Here is a 22,190-nt window from a genome sequence, read left to right on the forward strand (position 1 = left end):
ACTCTAGTCTCTGGTATGCCAGATGCAAGACAATTTAGAGCGTCTCTAGAATGATTTAGGAGGCAGGCGGTCGCCCGCCATGCCCCTTTACGCAAGCGTCGGACGGAACCCGATCTCAGGTCTTGCTCATGCACTCTTCGATGTAGAACCAGCGGTCATCCCCGGCGAGGCCCTTGGCTTTCACGTCGGCGCGGCAGGCCTTGAGCTTCGGCTTGTTGGCTGCCCATTTCGCCTTCATGTCTTTCAGCTTCTGCATGGTGAGCTTCATCTTGCCAGGCTTTGCTTCGGTCGTTGCAGCAGGCGCCGCCGGTGTCGTTGTCGTCTGCGCGGATGCGGTATGAAGCCCAGCGACGAGCAGCACGGCCGCAAGGCAAATTCGAGTGCGAAGCATTTCAATCCCCCTAAGTCCCATTGATATCTAAAAGGCAAACGCCTCGGGACGCTGATGATCAGCGTCCCGCTTCTGTCTCGACGGCGGTCAGAATATCTTGACCGCGCTCTCCAATGTCTTCCAGACACCCCAAAGCAGGGGAACGCCGACGAAGGCCCAGAACAGCGCCGCCTTGGCGTCAAGTCCGCCAAATCCGATGCCGTAGGAGCCGTGCGGCCCCGCGGCGGCGGCGTTGGCGCTTGCAGCCTGCAACTTGGCGACATCGGCCTCCTTCATGTGCCATTTCGAATCGACCGGCTTGATCAGATAGTTGCAGATCAAACCCGCGATCAGCATCGCACAGAGGATGTACATGGTCGTGTTGTAGAGCTGATCGCGCGGCACGCCTGCCGCGAGCTGGAACTCGCGGATGTAGTTGACCACGACGGGGCCGATGATGCCCGCGGTGGACCACGCCGTCAGTAGCCGGCCATGGATGGCGCCCACGAACTGGGTTCCGAACATGTCGGCGAGGTAGGCCGGCACGGTGGCGAAGCCGCCGCCATACATCGACAGGATGATGCCGAAGCCGAGCACGAACAGCAGCTTCGAACCCATCGCCGCAAAAGTCGGCGCCAGCGCGTAAAGCACGATGCCGAGGATGAAGAACGTATAGTAGGTGTTCTTGCGACCGATCTTGTCCGACAGCGATGCCCAGAAGAAGCGGCCGCCGATGTTGAACAGCGACAGCAATCCGGCGAACCCCGCGGCAATCGCGGCGATCTGCGCCTTCTGCCCCGCATCGAGTGCGTTGAAGCCCACCTCCGGCAGGCCGATCAGCTTGCCGGCGAAGATCTCCTGGAGCATCGGCGAGGCCATGCCGATCACGCCGATGCCGGCCGAGACGTTCAGGCACAGCACCCACCAGATCAGCCAGAATTGCGGCGTCTTGTGCGCGTCGTTGAGATGGACGTTGGCCTTCGAGATCATCGCGTTGGCCTTCGACGGCGCGGTCCAGCCCTCGGGCTGCCAGCCGGGCGGCGGCAAGCGATAGCGGAACGCGCCGATCATCATGAACACGAAGTAGATGACGCCCATCGCGACGAAGGTCTCCCAGACGCCGACCGAGGTCGGGGTCTTGAAGTAGTTCATCAAGAGGTTCGCCAGCGGCGCGCCGATCATGGCGCCGCCGCCGAAGCCCATGATGGCCATGCCGGTCGCCATGCCGCGGCGATCCGGGAACCACTTCACCAGCGTCGACACCGGCGAGATATAGCCGAGGCCGAGACCGATGCCGCCGATCACGCCGGAACCCAGCCACAACAGCCAGAGCTGATGGGTGTAAACCCCGATCGCACCGAGGAAGAGGCCGCCGCACCAGCACAGCGCCGAGACGAAGCCGGCCTTGCGCGGGCCTACGCGCTCCAGCCAGCCGCCCCACACCGCAGCCGCGATACCGAGCAGCACGAAAAAGAGCGTGTACATCCACCCCATGCTGGCGACCTTCCAGTCGCAGCTGGTCGTGAACAGCTCCTGAAACAGTGACATCTCTGCGCACGCCTTCGGCGCGGTCACGCCGATCGCGCGCGACAGCGGCAGCCAGAACACCGAGAAGCCGTAGGCCATGCCGATGCAGAGATGGATGCACAGCGCAGCCGGCGGCACCAGCCAGCGATTGAACCCGGCGGTCGCGATGGTCCGCTCGCGATCCAGAAAACCTGCGCCGGCACCCGAAAGTGTTCCCGCGCTCTCGATGGTAGACATGCATTCCTCCCCTAAAGCCGCCCTTCTGAGCGGCCTGCCACGACGGTCCTGTTCCTCAGCCTGCAGCGCAGCCTTTGTCCCTGCTGCCCCGCATAATGATCGACGCGCGCCAGGATCATCACGCGCATCCGAGACGTTTAACCCCTAACCATGGGGACTATGCCCGACGCCACGGCCGGGCTTCTTTCGACGGCCCATTTGCTCCGCATATCGCAGGCAAGACTCGACCTCCGCATCTCGGCGGAGAACGTCAATTGGGGCAGAAGTGATGATCGATGTCGATAGACAAAAGGTAGGTATCAACCGAGTGACTGCCGGCTAAGTGGGCAGCGCACCATTGATATTTTCTATCGAGCGATCGGCCTTCTCTATCAAGAACACGATGCGCGCGTCGTTGCGCTCGGTGATCTCCACCGTGTCGCCGGTCTCTCGGATCAGGTTCGGAATGTCAATCACCGACAGCGGATCGGTGCAGTACACTTCGAGCTGATCGCCCGGCTGCAGCGGCTTCAGCGCTTTGCGCGTCTTCAGGGCGGGCAGCGGGCATTTCAGCCCGGTGAGATCGAGCGTCGTTCTGGTCATCGACGCAACATGGCGGGAAGGGCCGATGGCGTCAACGCCAAGGCACAACGCCGGACTCAGAGCAGATCGGCATAGGACAAGAAACCCACGCACTGCCCCGGCTCGACACGCGTGACCTCCTCATCGAGCTCGATGAGGCCGTCGGTGTCGACCAGAGAGGACAACAGCCCAGCCCCCTCGCGTGGAAACTTGATTGCCTCGAGTGCGCCGTCCTGCGTGCGCCGCAAGGAGGCCCGAACATATTCGCGTCGGCCCGCCTTCTTCCTGTAGGTGAATGCCGCGCGCACCGGGATCGGCAACAGCGGCGCCGGCAGGCTGCCCGCAAGCGCCAGCACCGTCGGCCTCACCACATGCACGAAGGTGACGAAACTCGCGACGGGATTGCCCGGCAATCCGATCAGCGGCGTGCCCTCAATGATGCCCATCGCCACGGGACGTCCCGGCTTGATCGCCATCCGCCACAACACCAGCGAGCCGATGCTCTCGACTGCGGCCTTGACGTGATCCTCTTCCCCGGTCGACACGCCGCCGGTGGTGAGGATCAGATCGTGCGTGCCGGCGACTTGCTTGAGGCCATTCGCAAGCGAGATACGTTCGTCGCGCAAAATGCCGAGATCGCTGACGTCGCAGCCGAGCCGGCGCAGCATCGCCATCAGCATGAAGCGATTGGAATCGAACAGCTGCGAGGGCGCGCGCGGCTCGCCGGGCGAGGCCAGTTCGTCGCCGGTCGAGAACACCGCGACGCGGATGCGCCTGACGACGTCGAGCCTGACAAGGCCGAACGCCGCCGCGAGCGCGACATGCTGCGGCAGCAAGCGCTGGCCGGCGCGCAGCGCGATGTGGCCTTGTGGAATGTCCTCTCCCGCAGGGCGGACATTCGCGCCCGGCTTCAGCCCCGGCGGCAGCACAATTCGGCCGGTACCATCGACGCGGACGTCTTCCTGCATGAAGACGGTTTCGGCATCCGGCGGCATCGGCGCGCCGGTGAAGATGCGCGCGGTGTGGCCGGCCTTGATCGGCGCCAGTGCCAGACCTCCGGCCTGGATGCGGCCGTCGAGCGGGAGTGCCCGCTCGGCGCTGTCCGGAAGATCCGCGTTGCGCACGGCGTAGCCGTCAACAGCGGAGTTGGTGAACGGCGGCAACGGCAGCGGCGCCGCGATATCGCGGGCCAGCACACGACCATCAGCATCGACAAGCGCCACGGTTTCGAGATCGACTATGGCGTTGACGCGCGTCGTGATCAGACCAACGGCCTCGTCGACCGACATCATCGGTCCGCCGAAGGCAAAACAATCGTCCGACAGTTGCGCCATGGTGCCTCGTCAGCGCATCGCGGCGCTTTTCGCGACCGCTTCCTCGACCGGCATCGCCGCGCTAAGCAGCAATTCCGCGGCTGCGGCGATATCGTCGAGATGGACGGTCGGCAGTCGGGTTTCAATGGCAACGTCAGCCGCGATCCCGAAAATTCCGGGATCATCGGGAAACAGCAACGGCTTGTCGTTGGCGGCGCGATGCACTTCGATCTTGCGATGCGGCTCGCGCTTGAAACCCTCGACGACGACGAGATCGACCTCCGACAATTTGCTCAACAGTTCCGGCAGACGCGGCTCCATCGCCCCGCGCAATTCGTGCATCAGGGCCCAGCGATTTGACGAAGCAACCAGCACCTCGGCCGCGCCGGCCTCGCGATGGCGCCAGGAATCCTTGCCGGGAACGTCGACGTCGAACTGGTGGTGCGCATGCTTGATGACCGAGACGCGCAAGCCAAGCGCATTGAAATGCGGGATCAGCCGCGTCAACAGCGTGGTCTTGCCCGCACCGCTCCAGCCTGCAAGGCCGATGACTTTCATTCCAGCTCCGTCTCCGCGAGCGACCCGGTCCTTGATGGAACCACTCTCTCCTCCGTCATTGCGAGCGCGGCGAAGCAATCCAGGAATGCATCCACGGCGGCAGCCTGGATTGCTTCGCTTCGCTCGCAATGACGAATAGGCGGCATTTCGTTCTCTCGCTAGCATGCTTATATCGGCTTGACCCGAATGTCATGCTAACGTCGCGGCCATGATGAAGATCGACAAAGCCCCAGCGCCCCTGATCGTCCCCGACACCGAGGACCCGCGCCTCACCGAGAGCGTGACCGGGACCGACCAGTCCGGCGCCAGGATCGAGATCAAGGTGCCGGTGGAGCGCCCGCTGACGCTCTACCTGAATTCGCAGGAGATCGTCACCATGATGACGATCGGCGACTATCCGGAATATCTGGCGCTGGGCTATTTGCTCAACCAGAACATGCTGAAATACAACGACGCGGTCACCGAGGTCGAATACGACGACGACCTCCAGGTGGTGGTGGTGCGCACCGAGCACCACACCAATTTCGAAGCCAAGCTGAAGAAGCGCACGCAGACTTCGGGCTGCGCGCAGGGCACCGCCTTCGGCGATCTGTTAGAGGCGGTCGAGAGCGTCGCGCTGCCGAAGGCGGAGCTGCGCACCTCCTGGCTCTACCAGATGACTCAGACCATCAACACCATGCCCTCGCTCTATCTGGAGGCCGGTGCGATCCACGGCTGCGTGCTCTGCAGGGAGGGCGAGCCGCTCTGCTACACCGAGGATGTCGGCCGTCACAACGCCGTCGACAAGATCGCGGGCTGGATGTACCGCCACGGCGTCGATGCGTCCGACAAGATCCTCTACACCACGGGACGGCTCACCTCCGAGATGGTGATCAAGACGGTCCGCATGGGAATTCCAATTTTGGTATCGCGCTCCGGCTTCACCGCCTGGGGCGTCGATCTCGCCCGGCAGGTGGGCTTGACGCTGGTCGGCCGCGCACGCGGCAAACGGTTCATCGCGTTGTCGGGGGAAGAGCGCATCGTCTACGACCAGAACCTCGCTTACGTCGAGGAGGAATCGGCCAAGCACAAGCGCAAGGGTGAAGGTGGTGACGATTAGCTTTCCGACCACGCAAGGCGTGCTGCTCGCCGGCGGCCTCGCGCGGCGCATGGGCGGCGGCGACAAGCCGATGCGCACCATTGGCGGGCGCACCATCCTGGAGCGGGTGATCGCACGCCTGAAGCCGCAATGCAGCGGGCTGATCCTCAACGCCAATGGCGATCCCGCCCGCTTCGCCGCGTTCGGTTTGCAGGTCGTCGCCGACGACGTGCCCGGCTTTCCCGGCCCGCTCGCCGGCATCCTTGCCGCGCTCGACTGGACCGCGGCGAACCGGCCTGAGGTGGAGTGGGTGCTCAGTGCCGCCGGCGACTGCCCGTTCCTGCCGCGCGATCTGGTCGCGCGCTTGCACGAAGAACGCCTCGCCGCGAATGCCGAGCTCGCCGTCGCGGCATCAGGCGGCCAGTCGCATCCGGTGATAGGCTTGTGGCGCGTTGGCTTGCGCGACGAACTGCGTCACGCGCTGGTGGTCGAGGATCTCCGCAAGATCGACCGCTGGACCGCGCGCTACCCGCTCGCGACGGTGACGTGGCAGACCGAGCCGCTCGATCCGTTCTTCAATGCCAACACGGTCGAGGATATCGCGGAAGCCGAGCGGCTGGCCGCACTGGATGCGGCGTCTTAATCAAGCTCTACGCCGGCCGGAATCCCGCCCCCTCCAGTGCCGCGCGAGCCTCGTCCGAGCCGAGCGCATCTAGAAAGGCCTGCACTGCTGGTCGCTGCTTGCGCGCTGTGACCAGTGCGAAGTCATAGTGTTCCTCCGCGAGGGGAATGAAACCGAGGCCGACCGCATGGGCGACTGGCGCAATGGTCATGCCCCAGTCGGCGCGGTGCTGTGCGACCGCCGCGGCCACCGCATTGTGCGAGCGTGGCTGGTTCCAATAGCCTTCCGGGCGCGCACCACCGAGCAAGCGATCGATCAGGATGCGCGTGCCGGCGCCCTGGTTACGGTTGACCATGATGCAGGAGGGATCAGCGAGCGCCGCGACGACGGCGTCCTTCGCGCTGTGGCCTTCGAAACGCTTGTCTCCCTTGCGGAACACGATGCCCTGCATCCTTCGCCAGCCTGGCACGAGTTCGAGTCCTTCGACGAGGTAAGGCGTATTGTAGGTCTCGGTCTTGTCGTCGAATAGATGGATCGGCGCCAGATCGCATTCGCCGCGCCGTGCCGCCGCAAGTCCGCCGAGACTGCCGACCGCGATCGAACGCACGGTCAGGCCGGCATGCGCGAGTTGCGCCGTGACGAGATCGAGTCCGGTACAATGGCTGCCGACGATGACGAGATCGGGCACCCGCACGTGCGGCGTGAAGAGCGTCACCTCGGCCTCGGTTCCGGCCGGCATCTGGTCGGCGAGCGCGTCGATGCGCAGAAAACCGTCGGCCTGCGCGAACGACGTGATCGCACCGGATCCCTTGCGGGAGGGATAGGCGATCAAGCCGTCCTTGCCTTCCACCAGCGAGACCATGACGAATTCGGTGCGGCCGAGCTCGGACGCAATGCGCACCGGCACGGTCGCGCTCACCCTGGCATCGGCGCGTGGGGGCAATCCCGCAATCTTGCGCAGCACGGGCACGATCATGTCGTGGAAGGTGAACATCGCCGAGGTCGGAAAACCCGGCAGGATCACCACCGGCTTGCCGTCGCACACCGCAAGACACAGCGGCTTGCCGGGCTTGAGCGCGATGCCATGCGCGATGATGCCGGGCTGGCCGAGCCGGCCGATGATGCGATGGGAGAGATCGCCCGCGCCTTTCGACGTGCCGCCGGAGAGCACCAGCATGTCGGCGTCCGCAAGCGCACGCCGCATGGCGGCTTCGAGCTGGGCTTCGTCGTCGGGAATGGCGCCGAGGAACACCGCTTCACCGCCGTTCTCGTCGATCGCAGCAGTGACGATCGCGCCGTTGGTGTCGTAGATCGCAGCAGGCGCGAGCACCTCGCCCGGCTGAACCAGTTCGTCGCCGGTGGAGATCACGGCCACACGAGGTTTGCGCACGACGCGCACTTCGGCAATACCGCAAGCCGCCAGCATGCCGACCTCGCGCGAGCCGATGATCGTGCCGGCGCGCAGCAGCGCCTCGCCGCGCGCGATATCGGATCCTGCGTAGGATATGAATTGCCCGGGCGAGGCCGCGCGACGGACCTCGATCGCACCCGACCCGGCCGGCTGGGTATGCTCGACCATGACCACGGCATCGGCACCGCGCGGCAGCGGACCGCCGGTGGCAATCGCCGTTGCCGTTCCCGCCGCCACTTGCAGCGCCGGGACGGTGCCGCAGTGAATGGTCTCGCCATTCAACCCGAGGCGAACCGGCGCGCCTTCGCCGGCTCTCGCAAGGTCCGCCGAGCGCACCGCAAAGCCGTCGACATTGGAACGGTCGAACGGCGGCACGTCGATCGGCGCAGTGAAGTCTTCAGCGAGCGACGCACCGAGCGCAGCACCGAGTTTGCGCGTTTCGCTCAAAAGAGCGCGCGGGAACAGCGCGGCCTCGAAGCGAGCCAGGGCCTCCTCGCGGGAAAGGATTTTGAGGAACTGTTCCTGTTCGAGCGCGCTGCGGACTTGCGATTGCGGGATCACGGTCATGCTAAACCCATATCATTCCCGCATTAGATAGGCATCGACCGGCGCGCCCGCTGCAAATCCCTCGTGACTGGCGGGAACGAGCAGCCATGCATCCGCACGGGCAATTGCCTGGAGCGGCCATTCTCCTACCGCAAGCGGCACCCACGCACGATGTTCCTCGGCCAGCAGGACCATTTCGGCGATGCCGACGCTGGATGCAATTTTTCGCGCGAGCGGCAAGTTCATCTGTCGGCGCGGCAGCCGCGCCGATAGCGGGTCTACGAGCGGCCGCACGAGCGCGAGCCAGACCGCGAGCGCATGATCCGGCGATCCGGGCAAGGCGACGACAGGAATGGTTCCGAGCCGCCCGACCGCGGCGGTGCGTCCGGGCTGGAGCGCAAGACCATGGGCGATCACGTCACCATGCTGGGCCAGCGCCGTGACCGCTGCATCCGTGCGACCGACACCGCTGCCGCCGATCGTCAGCAGGAGATCGCAGGTGGGCGCACCGAACGCCGCCGCGATCGATCCCGCATCGCGCGCGCCGGCCTCGCTCGTTTGCACATCCAGTCCTGCGGCGCGTGCGATGTCCGCGATCAGATGCATGGTTCCCGTTGCGCCTGGTACATTGACAATGCGCAGCCGCGGACGGCGCACGCGCAGTCGGTTCAGTCCGGCGGCGCGCGCGAGCAGCAGAGCGCCAGGATCGATCGGATACCCCTTTGCCGCGGCAGGCGTGCGTCCGTCGATGTCGCTTCCAGCACGCCTGACGCCCTGCCCCGGCACGCCCTCCGCCAGCACCTGGGCGAGCGGACCAGACAGTTCGACTGCGTCGGCATCGAGCACACAGTCGCATCCCGCCGGCATCGCCTCGCCGGCATCGACCCAGGCGGGCGCTGTTGCGAGAGGCAGCGGTGAATAGGAGGACGCGCCGACCAGATCATTGGCGCATAGCGCCCAGCCGTCCGCGGCAGCGACGTCGCGAGGCGGTCGGGCCGCGAGCAGCGGATTGCCGGCCGCGATACAGCCGGCCGCTTCACTCAGCGGCAACTCCACCGGCGCGAGCGGATCAAGCCCTGTCAGCAACGCAGCGAGCGCGGCGTCGAGCGGCGTCAGCGATGGCGGCAGGCGCTGGGTCATGCGCATGGTGGACCACGCATCGCCCGGTTTGGCAACCGCTGGCGATACGAACGTCAGCCGCCCGACTTGTCCGCATTGGGGAAGAACAGTTGTTGTCCGTCGACCTTGTATCGGGCGATCACCGCCTGTCCGTCGGGCGAGATCAGCCAGTCGACGAAGTCTTGCCCCAACTCCTTCTTGACGTTCGGAAACTTCGCGGGGTTCACCAGCATCACGCCGTACTGATTGAGCAGCCGCTTGTCGCCTTCGACGACGATGTCGAGATCGCCGCGTTCCCGAAAAGCGATCCAGCCGCCGCGGTCGGACAGCACATAGGCGTTCGCCGCGCGCGCTGCGTCGAGGGCGGAGGCCATGTCCTGCTTGGCTTCGCGATACCAGGCGCCCTTGGTGCGGGCGATGTCGATGCCGGCAACGATCCAGAGCGCGAGCTCAGCGGCATGCGTGCCCGAGCGGTCTCCGCGCGTCACGAACGGCGCGCCCTTGGCCTCGATCGCCTTCAGCGCGGTCGCGATGTCCTTGCCCTTGACGCCGGCGGGATCGCTCTTCGGCCCGATCAGCACATAGTCGTTGTACATCACGTCGAAGCGCTTCGCGGCAAAGCCGTCGGCAACGAATTTCTCCTCCTGCGGCCGTGCATGCATCAGCACGACGTCGACTTCGCCCCTTCGTGCCCCCTCGAGCACCTCGTCGGCGCGCCGCGCGATCACCGTCACCTCGATGCCGGTCTTGTCACGGAATATCGGCAGCAGATAGTCGAGCAGGCCGGACTCCTGCGTCGCTGAGGTCGTGACGAGCACGATCGCGCGGTCCTCCGCGGATGACGCCGCAACGCCTGCGGCGAGGCCGCAGACAAGCGCGAATGCAACAGAGAGGCGGCGGACGGCCATGATCGGGTTCCCACTGGCTAAGACGCGATCATGATGATGATCGATTGCGCCGCACTCGTGACGCGGTTGCTCGTTGCGGCGCCGGATGCCAACAACAAAAGATAGAGCGCGGATCAAACCACTACCGGCGACAGACTTACCCTGCGCGCCGCGCGCCGACAATTCGGGAAATCTCGGCAACGCACGGAGCGGCATGCCGATTGCAGTCGCGCACGCGACAGCCGCACGATCCACACCACGCGAGCGATTCAGGATCGTTCACCAAAGCAGGGATCGCGCGTGAGGATGTGTTGCAAAGCAACGAGATGATCGGGCATGGTCGTGGCGGACAAAACTTGAAATGCAGAATTCCACCTGCGTCGAACGTCAAAAAGAAGCAAGAATTTGCATAGGAATGCAGGATGGAATTCCTGACGACCAGCGAAGCCGCCGACTATCTTCGGCTCGGCGAACGCAAGCTATACGAACTGGTCACCACCGGTGCGATCCCCTGCACCAAGGTGACCGGAAAGTGGCTCTTCCCGCGGCACGAGCTCGATCTCTGGGTGCTGTCCGGACTGGCGCGTCCGGCCGGCATGCTGATCGCCGAGCCGCCGCCGGTCGTCGGCGGCAGCCAGGACGAGCTTCTGGATTGGGGTCTGCGCGAATCCGGCTCGGGCCTGGGATCGATGAGCGAGGGCAGCGCGCGCGGGCTCGAGCGCTTGCAGCGCGACGAGGTGATGGCCGTGGCAATGCACTTCCACAGCCTCGATGCCGGCGGCAATCTCGCCGCCGACGCCAATGCGACGGTCCTGCGAGATGCTCCGGACCTGCATGATGCATTGCTGGTCGCGTTCGTGCGCCGCGAGCAAGGTCTCGTGCTGCCGCCGGGCAATCCCAAGCGGCTGCGCGGCCTTTCCGACGTGCTCGCGCTCGGGGCCAGGATGGCGATGCGGCAACAGGGCACGGGCGCGCAGATGCTGCTCGATGTGCTGCTGAAGCGCGCCGGCGCCTCGACGCGCGATTTGCGCCGGATCGAGACGCCCGCTCTGACCGGGCCGGATCTCGCCGAGATCGTCCGCGCGGGACAAGCCGATTGCGGAATCGCGACGCGTGCGTCGGCGCGCTCGGCCGGCCTCGATTTCGTGCCGCTGGTCTGGGAGAACTTCGACCTCGCGATGCGGCAGCGCAGCTATTTCCGCCCCGCCATGCAGGGCCTGATCCGGTTCCTCAGCGAAAAGCGGTTGCTCCAGCGCGCCGAGGAGCTGACCGGCTACGATCCCTCCCCGGCCGGACAGATCCGCTTCGCCGGCTGACGTTGACGCCCGCCCCCAAATAGTTGCAAAAGAAACCAATTCAGCCGGGCATACCCGGGGCACACCGGCCAACGCGCCGGATCAGGGGAGGACAAACGTGAAGCCAACGAGATTTGGACTGCCGGTCGCTGCCGGCTTTGCAGCGACGTTCGTGGCAGCAACACTGCTGCCGGGCGCCGCATTGGCGCAGGTGTCCGACGACGTCGTCAAGATCGGCGTGCTCACCGACATGAACGGTCCGGCCTCGGCGCCGACCGGCCAGGGCTCGGTGACGGCGGCGCAGATGGCAATCGACGATTTCGGCGGCACCGTGCTCGGCAAGCCGATCAGCATCGTCGTCGGCGACCATCAGCTCAAGGCCGATATCGGCGGCGCGATTGCACGGCGCTGGTACGACGTCGACCAGGTCGATCTGATCGTCGACGTGCCGGTCTCCGCGGTCGGGCTCGCGGTGCAGAACATGGCCAACGAGAAGAAGCGGCTGTTCATCACCCACTCCACCGGCACCGCGGATTTCCACGGCAAGTTCTGCTCGCCTTACGCGATCCAGTGGGTGTTCGACACCCGCGCGCTCGCGGTCGGCACCGCGGACGCGGTGGTCAAGCGCGGCGGCGACAGCTGGTTCTTCATCACCGACGACTATGCCTTCGGCCATTCGCTGGAGCGCGACGCCTCGGCGGTGGTGACCGCCAATGGCGGCAAGGTGCTGGGCTCGGTGAAGCCGCCGCTGGCAACGCCCGACCTCTCTTCGTTCGTGCTGCAGGCGCAGGCCTCCAAGGCCAAGATCATCGGCATCGCCGCGGGTCCCCCCAACAACATGAACGAGATCAAGACCGGCTCCGAGTTCGGCGTGTTCAAGGGCGGCCAGCAGATGGCGGCACTGCTGGCGCTGATCACCGACATTCATGGCCTCGGCCTGCAGGCCGCGCAAGGGCTGTTGCTGACGACCTCATTCTATTGGGACCTGGACGACAAGACCCGCGAATGGTCGAAGCGCTACTTCGCCAAGATGAACAAGATGCCGTCGATGTGGCAGGCGGGCGTCTATTCGAGCGTGATGCACTATCTCAACGCCATCAAGGACACCGGCACCGACGATCCGCTCAAGGTCGCCGCCAAGATGCGGGAAAAGCCGATCGAGGATTTCTTCGCCCGCAACGGCCGCTTACGCGATGACAATCTGATGGTGCACGATCTCTGGCTGGTGCAGGTGAAGACGCCGGAGGAAAGCAAATATCCGTGGGACTATTACAAGATCCTCACGACGATCTCGGGCGACAAGGCGTTCGGTCCGCCGGACCCGGCGTGTGCGATGGTGAAGAAGTGAGGGTGTAGCGAAGTCGCGCTGACGGTGCACCCTCTCCCCTTGCGAGAGAGGGTGGATTCGCGAAGCGAAGCCGGGTGAGGGGTTGTCTCCGCTCGACCAGCTCTCGCTGAATGCGCGGAGAGATACCCCTCATCCGGCGCTTCGCGCCACTTTCTCCCGCATCCGCCTTCGCCAAGGCTTCGGCGGACATGAGGGGAGAAGGAAGTAAGCGGGCGGCCGCTCGCTACTTCAGCACTCCGATTTCGCGGAAGTATTTTGCGGCGCCCGGATGGATCAGCTCGGGCTTCGGCGCGGCGGCGACGGTGTTCGCGGCCGTGGTCTCGCAGGCCTGGGCGAGCTGCTTGCAGAATGTCGGCTCGACACTGTGGAGCGTCTTCGCCAGCCGATAGGCGACATCGTCGGGCAGATCTTCGCGCGTCAGCACAAAGCTCCAGGAGCCGAGCGAGGCGATCGGCTCGGATTGGTTCGGGTAGCTGCCGGCGGGCACGGTGAGCGGCTTCAGGAACGCGTGCTTGGCGCGGACGCGCGCGATCTCCTCGGTATCAGGCGCGATGAAACGCGCGCCTGACGCGCTCGAGGCTACCGCGGCAAAACCGGGCCAGCCGATCCCCGCGCCCCAGAGTGCTGCGACACGGCCATCCTCGACCATCGCGGGGCCGTCGCCGGCGCGGTCGAGATAGATCGCCTTGAAATCCTCGTCCTGCCTCAACCCGAGCCCATCGAGCACGTAGCGCGCCAGGATCGGCAAGCCGGAGCCCTTGGCGCCGAATGCGACGGGCTGGCCGACGAGATCGCGAATGGTCTTGTAGGGGCTGTCCGCGCGCACCACGAACATTCCGGGGTTGGAATAGATCGCCGTGAGAATCTTCAACCGTACCGGCGCGCGGCCGATGCCGGCGAAGGCTTCATAGGCCGGCTCGCCCGCGACCAGAGCGAGATCGAGCTCGCCCTTCTCCAGCAGCGGAACGTTCTCGTTGCTGCCTTTGGTGTTGCGCGGGGCGATGATGGCTTGCGGATCGGCCGCGTTCATCGCCTGCGCAAAGGCGTTGCCATAGAGCGGAAAGCCGCCGCCGGGCGTCGCGGTGCCCAGGCTGATCGTCAGGCCGGGTGTCGTGCTCGGAATGGCGTTGCCTCCGGTTTGAGCGATGGCGGGGCTTGAAAGCAGCGCCGCGCCGAGAACAAGGGTGATCGCGAATCTCATGGTCGGTCCCGGCGGGGGCGCGTCAACATCGACTTGCGGCGATGTAGGCAGCGCCCCGTTTTTGTGAAAGCATGCAGCTCAACGACAATAGAACAATGGGAGGCGTCATGTTGCGAATTTTGCGTAACAGTGTTTTCGGGCTGGTTTTCCTTTCAACGCTGTTGGGCGCCGCACCTCCCGCCTCCGCCGCTTATCCCGACCGTCCCGTGCACTGGATCATCGGCTTCTCCGCCGGCGGCCCGGTCGACATCGTGGCGCGGATCATGGCGCAGTGGCTGACCGACCGCTTCGGCCAGCAATTCATCGTAGAGAACCGCACCGGCTCCGGCGGCAACATCGCGGCCGCTGCCGCGATCACCTCACCGCCAGACGGCTACACGCTGCTGTTCGTCGCGCCCAACAACGCGATCTCGACCTCGCTCTACAAGAAGCTGCCGTTCGACTTCCTGCGCGACACCGTGCCGGTCGCCAGCATCATGCAGCTCACCAACATGCTGGTCGTCTCCAACGCGTTCCCGGCGAAGACGGTTCAGGAGTTCATCGACTACTGCAAGGCCAATCCCGGCAAGATCTCCTTTGCCTCGTCCGGCAACGGCACCTCGGTGCACATGTCGGCGGAGCTGTTCAAGGTGATGTCCAAGTGCGACATGGTGCACGTGCCCTATCGGGGCTCGGCGATCGCCTTCCCCGACATCATCTCCAACAAGGTGCAGCTGATCTTCGACAACCTCCCCTCCGCGATGGAGCAGGCCAAGGGCGGCAATGTCCGCGCGCTCGGCGTCACCTCGCCGCAGCGCTGGCCGAGCGTGCCGGACGTGCCCGCGATCGCCGAGACGTTGCCCGGCTTCGAATCGGTCGGCTTCTACGGCATCTCCGCGCCGAAGGGCACGCCGCCTGATGTGATCGAGATCCTCAACAAGGCCGTCAACGAGGCGCTGAAGGACCCGAAGCTGGTCGCGCGCCTCACCGAGACCGGCGGCATCCCCAAGCCGATGACGCCGGCCGAGTTCGGCAAGCTGGTCACCGACGAGACCGAGAAGTGGCGCAAGGTGGTGGAGTTCGCCGGCGTGTCGGTGGACTAGCGCCGGGGAACTGCCGCGCGCCTGCAGCGCGCCAACGAGACGTCGGAGGGGATCGAAAGACCCCTCCCGACAAAATGTGCGAAAACAACCCCATGCACAGTAGAAACATCTTGGGATTACAAGGGGTTACAGAATCGAAAACCGAGCCCCCTGGCGCGATTGCCAGGGGACGGGGGCGAAGGCTCGGCGAGGTGGGCTTGCGCCGTCGGGCAAAACAGGACTATAAGGGCATCATCGCAAATTTCGGTTATTCAAAAATCTCAGGCCTTGCCGCGCCAACGTTTGCAAGCGCCGGCGCCAGCATTGCACCCCCGCCTCCGTCCCTGTAAACGAACCGCGCACCGTTGCCGGCCGCGCAGTCCCGCGAGCCGTCTCGCGGCGGGGCCTGTAGCTCAATGGTTAGAGCCGGCCGCTCATAACGGTCTGGTTGCAGGTTCGAGTCCTGCCGGGCCCACCAGTGCGAATCCAATTAGGTCGCTAGCACTGGGCCACAATCTGTTCTGGATGCTTGACGAAATGAAGAGACTGCCGGAAGCGAAGCCCTTCTCCGCTCTCTCCTATTGACTCCGGGCACACGCCATCTATGTTCTCTATTTGTTCTTATGTCAATCCCGACCTTCCGCGCAACTTGGCATTGTTGTTTGGACGTGACCACCCCCGTACCGAGCGATACGTTATCAAGAATTAGCTGGGGGAGTGCCTGTGCCAAGCAAGATTTTTCACGTCGCGATTCATGATTTGCGCCGCAAAGGCGAAAACGATTTTGAGTTTGTAGTTGGCAAGACCGATTTGAAGAAAGGTGTCACCGTAAATCGCGTTGTCGACGAGCTTCACCGTCTGTACGCCCGGCGTGCGTCTAAGTCGCACGGCAAGTTCTCAAGCGACAGTGTCCACTTTCCAACGCAGACCTATCTCAGGACTTACCTCGACGGTGGGAGCAAAGACTTTAAGGCTCTAACCAATTCGCTGATGACTACATTGGTGACGCAAGCGCGCCGCAAGCCTGGGGCTACCGGCGGACATGTTTTCTTCGTGCATTTCGAGGATGAGTCTAAACAGTTTTTGATGATCGCGATCGTCAATGACAAGTTGGGCGCAGCGATATCCTCGATGCGGAGGAAACATTAGCTGCCAGCAAGCAAAGGTAGCGTTATGGACGTTTTTACGTTTATCGCCGCGATGACGGGTCATGCCATGTGGCCGTTGGTCGTTATCGTTTTACTGATACTGCTGAGAAAGCACCTGGGTGTCCTGGCTGAACGTATCGAGGAGTTTAGCTTTGGTGGGGCAAAGCTCACATGGAAGAAAAAGCTAGAAGAGGGCGCCAAGATCATCGAGTATGAGCCGACGCCGCAACTCACACCAACACGAGAAACCGAGCCGGCGAAGCCCGATCCGCGTCACGATTCGCTCTCGCCCGATGAAAAACGGGACAGGATTGCCAAGGGCTTTGTGCATCGCAAGGAGATGCGCCGGCAACTTTTAATGAGTTCGGCGTTCGGGAAGGTGCTCTCTGGACTCGATGAAGTCGATAAACTGCTGTTTGAGATTGCTGACCGAATGGGTCTCGATCCCGCCTCGCCATCCTCGGTCATGTATTCGATGGTGGCGCGGGGAAACGTACCGCCGAGCATTGGCAAGCTTTACGATACGCTGCGGGATGCGAGAAACCTTATAGCTCATTCGCCCAACCTGCCCGATGAAAACGAGGCTTCTGAGTATCTACGGCAGACGCACTACCTCATGTCTGTTCTCGAAAACCTCAAGCAAATGATGCCGGGGCGGGAAGAGCGGGAGCAATTTCAGTGATCGAGGCCTCGGTGACGCTTTCACTGTCGGAACTACGATGAGAAGAATTGCGCTGATAGTGCACTCAACGAACCCGATTGTTTCGCAAGTTCGAAGGCACGATCAAATTGCACGTAATAAACCCCTGACGCGTTCGCGGATCGAAAGCTTCTGATCACGTGCACTCAATACATGGGCTCGTAAGCTCAAGATTGTAAACGAACCGCGCACCCTTGCCGGCCGCAGCTTTCGCGGCCGTCTCGCGGCGGAGCCTGTAGCTCAATGGTTAGAGCCGGCCGCTCATAACGGTCTGGTTGCGGGTTCGAGCCCTGCCGGGTCCGCCAGCCTTCGCTCGCTTCGCGAGCTTCGGCTCGGCAAGCCGGAGCCATAAATGACAAGCGAAGCGGGCGAAGGCCGCCGCGCCAAAGCCCAACAATCAATTGCTTGAGCCGTTACCAAATTTTCCGGTGGATCGGCTGATTTTGTTGGTGCCAGACATGCTCAGGATCGCGACACTCTCCGTTGCGACACGCGATCTCCGCGGGCGCATCCGGCGGCGGATGTGTGGCGCCGCTTCGGCCTCTCTCATGTCGGGACTGAGTATGCGAAAGCTTCTGGCGATTTTGGTGATCTCGTGCTGGGCCAGTTTGGCTTACGCACAAAAGGCCGACCTTATTGTCACGAACGCAAAGCTCGTGACGCTGGATCCCGCATCGACGATCGCGCAGGCTCTCGCAGTCCGCGACGGCAAGATCGTCGCGATTGGCGGCAACGATGCCATGGAAGGCCTGATCGGGCCCGCGACGCGCCGTGTCGACGCAGGTGGACGCACCATCATTCCGGGATTGATCGATTCCCATATTCACGCCGTGCGCGCCGGCCTCACCTACGCAACCGAGGTCAACTGGATCGGCGCGAAGACCATTGGCGAGGCCATGGAACGCTTGCGCCAGGCGGCAAAGGCGCGCCCGGCGTCCTGGATCATCGTGGCCGGTGGCTGGAGCGAATTGCAATTTGCGGAGAAGCGGCGGCCAACGCTCGCCGAGGTGATGTCGGCCGTTCCCGACAATCCGGCTTACATCCAGTTGTTCTATTCGGCGGTGCTGATGACGCCAAAAGCGCAGCAAGCGCTCGGGATTTCCGCGGATCAATTGCCGGCCGGTATCACAGCCGCATCGGGCGACAGCACGGGCTGGCTCAACGGTTCCATTGTCAGTATCTCCGCGCTGTTCGATCGGCTGCCGAGGCCGAATTTCGAAGAGAATGTCGCCGGCACCCGGCAGTTCTTCATGGAGCTCAATCGTCTTGGCGTGACCGGGATCGTGGATCCCGGCGGCTTCAGCATTTATCCCAGCCATTACGCCGCCCTGCAAAAGCTCTGGCGTGACAAATCACTTTCGGTTCGGGTTGCCTTCAGCCTGTTCGCCCAGAATGTCGGCGCGGAATTCGAGGAGTACAAGACCCTCACGCCGTTCCTGCCGATGGGATTCGGCGACGACATGCTGCGGTTCAACGGACTAGGCGAGCGGATCACCGGCGCCATGTACAACAACAATGCGCCCGACGCGGCCGCCAAGGACAAGTTCCGCGAAATCATTCGCTGGGCGGCCAAGCAAGGGCTGACAGTCACCATCCACTGGCAGGAAGACAAATCCGTCCATCACCTCCTGGACCTCTATGACGAGGTCAACAAGGAGACGCCGCTCGCGCCGTTGCGCTGGTCCATCGCCCATCTCGACAACACCTCGCCCGAAACACTGGCGCGCATGAAAGCCCTCGGTGTCGGCTGGACCATGCAGGACGCGATGTATCTCGGAGGCGACCGTATCGTGGCGCAGGTCGGCGAAGCCGCGCGCAGCATGCCACCGATCGTCACGGCGTTGCGCATTGGGGTCCATGTCGGGGCCGGCACGGATGCGCATCGGGTCGCATCCTACAATCCGTTCGTGGCGCTGCAATGGATGCTCGACGGCAAGACCGTCGGCGGACACTCGACGCGCGGCCCGGACGAAACACCCAGCCGCGAAGATGCCTTGCGCCTCTACACCGTGGGAAGCGCGTGGTTCTGCTTCGACGAGACGCGACGCGGCACGTTAGAGCCCGGCAAGCTCGCCGACTTCGCGATTCTCGATCGGGATTTCTTGTCCGTCCCCGTCGAGCAGATCGGCGCCACGGCGTCGCTGCTGACGGTCGTGGGCGGCAAAATCGTCTACGCAGCGGATGCTTTCTCGAGCGCGAAATGAGAGCTGGAGGGCGACCGCGCCGCTCTCACGAGATCTCGGTCTGTTGTCCATTGCGGCGACATTCGCTCTCGGCCCACACATGCAGCTTCGGCGGCCGAGCCGGATGTCATACCAATTTCGCCGCCTGCTATGCCTACGGCATCGATATGGTGATTGTGCACTCAGTGAGCCCGCCCCTTTTTGGGGTACGAAGACTTTGAATTAAGTGCACTGTGACCGTAATCCCTTATTAGAAACGTGAATAAAAATACTCGGCACGATGAGACGTGTTCACCTAGCGCGGCTGCCTTTTCGAAGCTGTGACGGCGAGACCATCGTCTAAAACGCACATAGACCCATGCCGCACACCGGCCCATATTACCCAGGCATCACTTTGTTCGACGAGCAAGGGAGCCACCGCATGTACGCCAACATTCTCTTGAGCACGGACGGATCGGACGTCGCGACGAAGGGCGTTGAGCATGGCATTGCCCTGGCGAAGGCCTTGAACGCCAGGCTGACGATCATCACTGTGACGGAAGCACTGCCGATCGACTATGGGGGCGGACACGACTCGGGATGGATTCCGACGCGGGACGAGATCGATAGCTATGACGCGGCCTGCAAGGTCCGCGCGGGCAAGGTGCTCGATCAAGCGCGCGCGATGTCGGAGCAGATCGGCGCGCCTGCAGAATTCTTGCACGTTCCGAATGCGCACCCCGCGACTGCGATCATTGAAACAGCCAAGCTTGGGGGATACGACCTGATCGTGATGGCCTCTCATGGACGACGCGGCCTCAGGAAGCTGTTTTTGGGCAGCCAGACATCCGAGGTCCTGGTGGACGGCAGCGTGCCGGTGCTGGTGGTGCCGAAGCCGGCATCAGTGTAGGGATTATTGGCACCACTCAGCTGATCCGCTGAACGACCGCACAAGACCGCTCTCCCGCGGCAGGAGCCATCCATGACCAGTGAAAAAGGCCCGAACATCAAGAAGAAGCAGAAATGCAAGAACTGCGAAGGCAAAGGCCTGCTCAAGAAGGGCGACAAGGTGGTGAAGTGCCAGCGCTGCAAGGGCACGGGCGTGCGGTGATGATGAGGTGATGACCTTCCCGCCGCGCTAATTCGCGCGGACGCCACCGGCAAAGTGCTTCTCGAGAGCACCGGACCTGACATCCTCGATTGGCACTTCCTGCCGCAAGGCGCGTTGCGGTCTTTTCGAGGGAGATGCAGATGACCAAGACCGACACGCAGGGCGCAAAGACCGGGACATCGCCGACGGGTTCGGCGGCGCTCAACCCCGGGGATGAAGCCCCTCCGGGAACGACGGGCACGGGCGAAGATGTGTGCCCCGATTGCCATGGCAAGGGGCGGATCGACGGCGCTCCCTGCGCCACGTGCGGCGGCAGCGGGACCGTGATCCGGGCTGTCGGCGGGGCCTGAGCAAAGCGCAGGACGCGGCGATTGAGCCGGGCTGTGACTCTCCACCGCGGCTTCATTGTTCCAGCAACGAACGGCCCGCATCCGTGTTTTCCGGATGCGAGACACAATGAGGCGCGCCATGACCAGGGATCCCGGACTGAAGCCCGACGACTTTCCCATCGAAGCCGACAAGGACAAGCTCAAAACACATAAGGGCGAGCCGGTCGCCTCGGCCGAGTCGGAGAAGATCGCGGATCAGATCGCCGAACGGCTGAACGAGCCTGCCCACCAGGAAGAGCAGGATCGTTGGTCGGCTTAGGCACTTTGCCTTGCCGGCAGCAACCCGCAGAGAGCAACGGCTTTTGTAGGAACGACCTTAGGCCGTTGCGTATTGGGCCGCGCCGGGTCCTTGCGATTCCGGCAATGGCGGCCCTGGCTCGAAGCCCCGCCCCCGGGTCACAGGCCGGGACCGCCTGACGGGGATCGGCCCGTCGTCTCAGGCCGGCATCTCAGCCCGGCATTTCAGGGCCGTCTTGGAGGACTGCGCGAGAGACCATGGAGGCGCCCACACCAGGGATGCAAAACCCGCTTCGACAGGCGCGGCTCTACGGCTACCTGATCGAACGCGAGGGCGCGCTGTTTCATCCCGGCGGCAGCCACCCGCTGTGCAGCGCGGGCATGACGCGACGCATGATCGAGGCGGGCTGGCTGGTGAAGGCCGGCGACCGCTACGAGCTGACACCGCAAGCGCAGCAACGGATCGCCCCGGGCGCGATGAGTCCGGGATGACTTAATCGTCGGTGGTGCGGCATTTCCGCTCCCGCGCAGGAACAGGTGCGTCCCCAAATCTTTGCCTCGGCACGGCATGTGACGACGTCAAGCAAAGGAGCGGACATGAAAAAGCTGGTTCTCGCAGGGCTCGTTGCGGCTCTCGCATTCTCCCCTTCCGCATTCGCGCAAGGCGGCGCGGGTGCGTCCAGGACCGGGTCGAGCATCGACTCCTCTGGCACCGGCGGCGCGACGGGAGCGGGCGCCTCCAGCCTCAACACGTCATCGGATAACAATGGCGGCGGCGCGAACGCACCGGCGAAGTCGTCGACGACGCGGCCAGGCGACAACGACACCAGGCAAACGCAAGGAGGCCAACAGGCCATGCCAGGTTCCGGCTCCACCGGAGCGAACCGCAAATAGGCGCGCCGGAACGATTGACCGATTTCGCTCACGCAAAAGGCCCGGATGATGATCCGGGCCTTGTCTCGTCACCACCAGGGATCCCAATAGGGCGGTGGAGCGTAGGCGTAAGGTACATAATAGGCCCGCCGCACGACGCGCGGTCCATAGTAGCCGTAGGGCGGACCATAGTAGCGCGGGCCATAATAGGCGTTGGCCGCCAGACCAGCCGTAAGCGCACCGGCAACAAGGCCGAAGCCGATACCGGGACCTCCCCAATGGCCGTGCCAGCCGCCGCGCCAGCCATGAGCTTCCGCCGGCGAGGCCGCCGCCACAAACAGGGCCGAGATCATCGTGAGGACCAAAGCAAGTTTCTTCATGTGCGACTCCCAGAACTTGGAAACCGACCGCAAAACGCCAAACCGGAATTGAAGTT

Annotated in this window: 24 protein-coding genes and 2 tRNA genes; 16 read left to right on the plus strand and 10 right to left on the minus strand. The window is 63.7% G+C overall.

The window, feature by feature from the left end:
- Positions 1 to 115 precede the first annotated feature (115 nt).
- From AC0L27_RS26270 to mobB, 5 genes are all read right to left on the minus strand, one after another.
- Positions 116 to 391, minus strand: coding sequence for a hypothetical protein (locus AC0L27_RS26270; RefSeq protein ID WP_354210402.1), 276 nt, complete (start codon positions 389 to 391; stop codon positions 116 to 118).
- 87 nt (positions 392 to 478) lie between these two features.
- Complete coding sequence (locus AC0L27_RS26275) at positions 479 to 2,134, minus strand: OFA family MFS transporter (protein WP_354065193.1); 1,656 nt, start codon at positions 2,132 to 2,134, stop codon at positions 479 to 481.
- A gap of 318 nt (positions 2,135 to 2,452) precedes the next feature.
- On the minus strand, positions 2,453 to 2,716 hold the full coding sequence (locus AC0L27_RS26280) for a sulfurtransferase TusA family protein (RefSeq protein ID WP_007606513.1): 264 nt from the start codon (positions 2,714 to 2,716) through the stop codon (positions 2,453 to 2,455).
- 56 nt (positions 2,717 to 2,772) lie between these two features.
- Positions 2,773 to 4,029 carry a molybdopterin molybdotransferase MoeA gene (locus AC0L27_RS26285; protein ID WP_354210403.1) on the minus strand — a complete coding sequence of 419 codons (1,257 nt, stop codon included), beginning with the start codon at positions 4,027 to 4,029 and terminating at the stop codon, positions 2,773 to 2,775.
- A 9-nt stretch (positions 4,030 to 4,038) separates the two neighbouring features.
- Positions 4,039 to 4,566, minus strand: coding sequence for a molybdopterin-guanine dinucleotide biosynthesis protein B (mobB, locus tag AC0L27_RS26290; protein WP_354210404.1), 528 nt, complete (start codon positions 4,564 to 4,566; stop codon positions 4,039 to 4,041).
- A 208-nt stretch (positions 4,567 to 4,774) separates the two neighbouring features.
- Between mobB and fdhD the strand changes: the two genes are divergently transcribed.
- Positions 4,775 to 5,665 (plus strand): formate dehydrogenase accessory sulfurtransferase FdhD, encoded by an 891-nt coding sequence (fdhD, locus tag AC0L27_RS26295; RefSeq protein WP_354210405.1) that lies wholly within the window; start codon positions 4,775 to 4,777, stop codon positions 5,663 to 5,665.
- Positions 5,652 to 6,287: a molybdenum cofactor guanylyltransferase MobA gene (mobA, locus tag AC0L27_RS26300; protein ID WP_354210406.1), complete on the plus strand. Its 636-nt coding sequence runs from the start codon at positions 5,652 to 5,654 to the stop codon at positions 6,285 to 6,287. The genes fdhD and mobA overlap by 14 nt, the downstream gene beginning before the upstream one ends.
- Before the next feature lie 7 nt (positions 6,288 to 6,294).
- Here the strand turns inward: mobA and AC0L27_RS26305 are convergent, their stop codons facing one another.
- The 3 genes from AC0L27_RS26305 to AC0L27_RS26315 are packed head-to-tail and all read right to left on the minus strand — an operon-like array spanning position 6,295 to position 10,250.
- The gene (locus AC0L27_RS26305; protein ID WP_473320764.1) at positions 6,295 to 8,244 is read right to left on the minus strand and encodes a molybdopterin biosynthesis protein; all 1,950 of its coding nucleotides are present in this window, start codon (positions 8,242 to 8,244) and stop codon (positions 6,295 to 6,297) included.
- Between the two features lie 12 nt (positions 8,245 to 8,256).
- A complete protein-coding gene (locus AC0L27_RS26310) occupies positions 8,257 to 9,363 on the minus strand; it encodes a molybdopterin-binding protein (protein ID WP_354210460.1) in 1,107 nt (368 codons plus the stop codon).
- 53 nt (positions 9,364 to 9,416) lie between these two features.
- Positions 9,417 to 10,250 (minus strand): ABC transporter substrate-binding protein, encoded by an 834-nt coding sequence (locus AC0L27_RS26315; RefSeq protein WP_354210408.1) that lies wholly within the window; start codon positions 10,248 to 10,250, stop codon positions 9,417 to 9,419.
- Positions 10,251 to 10,651: 401 nt separating this feature from the next.
- Between AC0L27_RS26315 and AC0L27_RS26320 the strand changes: the two genes are divergently transcribed.
- Positions 10,652 to 11,545, plus strand: a complete 894-nt coding sequence (locus tag AC0L27_RS26320) for a helix-turn-helix transcriptional regulator (RefSeq protein ID WP_354210409.1) — start codon at positions 10,652 to 10,654, stop codon at positions 11,543 to 11,545.
- A gap of 97 nt (positions 11,546 to 11,642) precedes the next feature.
- On the plus strand, positions 11,643 to 12,872 hold the full coding sequence (locus AC0L27_RS26325) for an ABC transporter substrate-binding protein (RefSeq protein WP_275172119.1): 1,230 nt from the start codon (positions 11,643 to 11,645) through the stop codon (positions 12,870 to 12,872).
- A gap of 223 nt (positions 12,873 to 13,095) precedes the next feature.
- Here AC0L27_RS26325 and AC0L27_RS26330 read toward each other — a convergent pair whose 3' ends face one another.
- The gene (locus AC0L27_RS26330) at positions 13,096 to 14,073 is read right to left on the minus strand and encodes a TAXI family TRAP transporter solute-binding subunit (protein WP_473320767.1); all 978 of its coding nucleotides are present in this window, start codon (positions 14,071 to 14,073) and stop codon (positions 13,096 to 13,098) included.
- A 107-nt stretch (positions 14,074 to 14,180) separates the two neighbouring features.
- Between AC0L27_RS26330 and AC0L27_RS26335 the strand changes: the two genes are divergently transcribed.
- The 12 genes from AC0L27_RS26335 to AC0L27_RS26390 all read left to right on the plus strand — a co-directional run bounded on the left by AC0L27_RS26335 (position 14,181) and on the right by AC0L27_RS26390 (position 21,775).
- Positions 14,181 to 15,155: a Bug family tripartite tricarboxylate transporter substrate binding protein gene (locus AC0L27_RS26335; RefSeq protein ID WP_354210411.1), complete on the plus strand. Its 975-nt coding sequence runs from the start codon at positions 14,181 to 14,183 to the stop codon at positions 15,153 to 15,155.
- Between the two features lie 381 nt (positions 15,156 to 15,536).
- A tRNA-Ile gene (locus AC0L27_RS26340) sits at positions 15,537 to 15,612 on the plus strand.
- A gap of 245 nt (positions 15,613 to 15,857) precedes the next feature.
- A complete protein-coding gene (locus tag AC0L27_RS26345) occupies positions 15,858 to 16,283 on the plus strand; it encodes a nucleoid-associated protein (RefSeq protein WP_473320769.1) in 426 nt (141 codons plus the stop codon).
- A 24-nt stretch (positions 16,284 to 16,307) separates the two neighbouring features.
- Positions 16,308 to 16,964 carry a hypothetical protein gene (locus AC0L27_RS26350; protein WP_473320771.1) on the plus strand — a complete coding sequence of 219 codons (657 nt, stop codon included), beginning with the start codon at positions 16,308 to 16,310 and terminating at the stop codon, positions 16,962 to 16,964.
- A 246-nt stretch (positions 16,965 to 17,210) separates the two neighbouring features.
- A tRNA-Ile gene (locus AC0L27_RS26355) sits at positions 17,211 to 17,287 on the plus strand.
- 258 nt (positions 17,288 to 17,545) lie between these two features.
- Positions 17,546 to 19,186, plus strand: coding sequence for an amidohydrolase (locus tag AC0L27_RS26360; RefSeq protein WP_354210413.1), 1,641 nt, complete (start codon positions 17,546 to 17,548; stop codon positions 19,184 to 19,186).
- A 400-nt stretch (positions 19,187 to 19,586) separates the two neighbouring features.
- Positions 19,587 to 20,054 (plus strand): universal stress protein, encoded by a 468-nt coding sequence (locus tag AC0L27_RS26365; protein ID WP_275172130.1) that lies wholly within the window; start codon positions 19,587 to 19,589, stop codon positions 20,052 to 20,054.
- A gap of 72 nt (positions 20,055 to 20,126) precedes the next feature.
- Positions 20,127 to 20,255 (plus strand): hypothetical protein, encoded by a 129-nt coding sequence (locus tag AC0L27_RS26370; protein WP_007600646.1) that lies wholly within the window; start codon positions 20,127 to 20,129, stop codon positions 20,253 to 20,255.
- A 140-nt stretch (positions 20,256 to 20,395) separates the two neighbouring features.
- Positions 20,396 to 20,605: a hypothetical protein gene (locus tag AC0L27_RS26375; protein ID WP_354210414.1), complete on the plus strand. Its 210-nt coding sequence runs from the start codon at positions 20,396 to 20,398 to the stop codon at positions 20,603 to 20,605.
- A 118-nt stretch (positions 20,606 to 20,723) separates the two neighbouring features.
- A complete protein-coding gene (locus AC0L27_RS26380; RefSeq protein ID WP_473320774.1) occupies positions 20,724 to 20,903 on the plus strand; it encodes a hypothetical protein in 180 nt (59 codons plus the stop codon).
- Positions 20,904 to 21,139: 236 nt separating this feature from the next.
- Positions 21,140 to 21,373: a hypothetical protein gene (locus tag AC0L27_RS26385; protein WP_473304716.1), complete on the plus strand. Its 234-nt coding sequence runs from the start codon at positions 21,140 to 21,142 to the stop codon at positions 21,371 to 21,373.
- 105 nt (positions 21,374 to 21,478) lie between these two features.
- The gene (locus AC0L27_RS26390; RefSeq protein ID WP_354210416.1) at positions 21,479 to 21,775 is read left to right on the plus strand and encodes a hypothetical protein; all 297 of its coding nucleotides are present in this window, start codon (positions 21,479 to 21,481) and stop codon (positions 21,773 to 21,775) included.
- A gap of 68 nt (positions 21,776 to 21,843) precedes the next feature.
- On the opposite strand, the gene AC0L27_RS26395 is transcribed toward AC0L27_RS26390, so the two are convergent.
- Positions 21,844 to 22,134 carry a hypothetical protein gene (locus AC0L27_RS26395; protein ID WP_354256780.1) on the minus strand — a complete coding sequence of 97 codons (291 nt, stop codon included), beginning with the start codon at positions 22,132 to 22,134 and terminating at the stop codon, positions 21,844 to 21,846.
- Positions 22,135 to 22,190 lie beyond the last annotated feature (56 nt).

This window comes from Bradyrhizobium sp. Ken51 (assembly GCF_055807435.1).

What these genes read in the sequence shown, in the direction of transcription:
- AC0L27_RS26270 (WP_354210402.1), bottom strand. Translation starts at nt 391, where the DNA reads ATGCTTCGCACTCGAATTTGCCTTGCGGCCGTGCTGCTCGTCGCTGGG.
- AC0L27_RS26275 (WP_354065193.1), bottom strand. Translation starts at nt 2,134, where the DNA reads ATGTCTACCATCGAGAGCGCGGGAACACTTTCGGGTGCCGGCGCAGGT.
- AC0L27_RS26280 (WP_007606513.1), bottom strand. Translation starts at nt 2,716, where the DNA reads ATGACCAGAACGACGCTCGATCTCACCGGGCTGAAATGCCCGCTGCCC.
- AC0L27_RS26285 (WP_354210403.1), bottom strand. Translation starts at nt 4,029, where the DNA reads ATGGCGCAACTGTCGGACGATTGTTTTGCCTTCGGCGGACCGATGATG.
- mobB (WP_354210404.1), bottom strand. Translation starts at nt 4,566, where the DNA reads ATGAAAGTCATCGGCCTTGCAGGCTGGAGCGGTGCGGGCAAGACCACG.
- fdhD (WP_354210405.1), top strand. Translation starts at nt 4,775, where the DNA reads ATGATGAAGATCGACAAAGCCCCAGCGCCCCTGATCGTCCCCGACACC.
- AC0L27_RS26305 (WP_473320764.1), bottom strand. Translation starts at nt 8,244, where the DNA reads ATGACCGTGATCCCGCAATCGCAAGTCCGCAGCGCGCTCGAACAGGAA.
- AC0L27_RS26310 (WP_354210460.1), bottom strand. Translation starts at nt 9,363, where the DNA reads ATGACCCAGCGCCTGCCGCCATCGCTGACGCCGCTCGACGCCGCGCTC.
- AC0L27_RS26315 (WP_354210408.1), bottom strand. Translation starts at nt 10,250, where the DNA reads ATGGCCGTCCGCCGCCTCTCTGTTGCATTCGCGCTTGTCTGCGGCCTC.
- AC0L27_RS26320 (WP_354210409.1), top strand. Translation starts at nt 10,652, where the DNA reads ATGGAATTCCTGACGACCAGCGAAGCCGCCGACTATCTTCGGCTCGGC.
- AC0L27_RS26330 (WP_473320767.1), bottom strand. Translation starts at nt 14,073, where the DNA reads ATGAGATTCGCGATCACCCTTGTTCTCGGCGCGGCGCTGCTTTCAAGC.
- AC0L27_RS26335 (WP_354210411.1), top strand. Translation starts at nt 14,181, where the DNA reads ATGTTGCGAATTTTGCGTAACAGTGTTTTCGGGCTGGTTTTCCTTTCA.
- AC0L27_RS26350 (WP_473320771.1), top strand. Translation starts at nt 16,308, where the DNA reads ATGGACGTTTTTACGTTTATCGCCGCGATGACGGGTCATGCCATGTGG.
- AC0L27_RS26360 (WP_354210413.1), top strand. Translation starts at nt 17,546, where the DNA reads ATGCGAAAGCTTCTGGCGATTTTGGTGATCTCGTGCTGGGCCAGTTTG.
- AC0L27_RS26365 (WP_275172130.1), top strand. Translation starts at nt 19,587, where the DNA reads ATGTACGCCAACATTCTCTTGAGCACGGACGGATCGGACGTCGCGACG.
- AC0L27_RS26370 (WP_007600646.1), top strand. Translation starts at nt 20,127, where the DNA reads ATGACCAGTGAAAAAGGCCCGAACATCAAGAAGAAGCAGAAATGCAAG.
- AC0L27_RS26375 (WP_354210414.1), top strand. Translation starts at nt 20,396, where the DNA reads ATGACCAAGACCGACACGCAGGGCGCAAAGACCGGGACATCGCCGACG.
- AC0L27_RS26380 (WP_473320774.1), top strand. Translation starts at nt 20,724, where the DNA reads ATGACCAGGGATCCCGGACTGAAGCCCGACGACTTTCCCATCGAAGCC.
- AC0L27_RS26385 (WP_473304716.1), top strand. Translation starts at nt 21,140, where the DNA reads ATGGAGGCGCCCACACCAGGGATGCAAAACCCGCTTCGACAGGCGCGG.
- AC0L27_RS26390 (WP_354210416.1), top strand. Translation starts at nt 21,479, where the DNA reads ATGAAAAAGCTGGTTCTCGCAGGGCTCGTTGCGGCTCTCGCATTCTCC.
- AC0L27_RS26395 (WP_354256780.1), bottom strand. Translation starts at nt 22,134, where the DNA reads ATGAAGAAACTTGCTTTGGTCCTCACGATGATCTCGGCCCTGTTTGTG.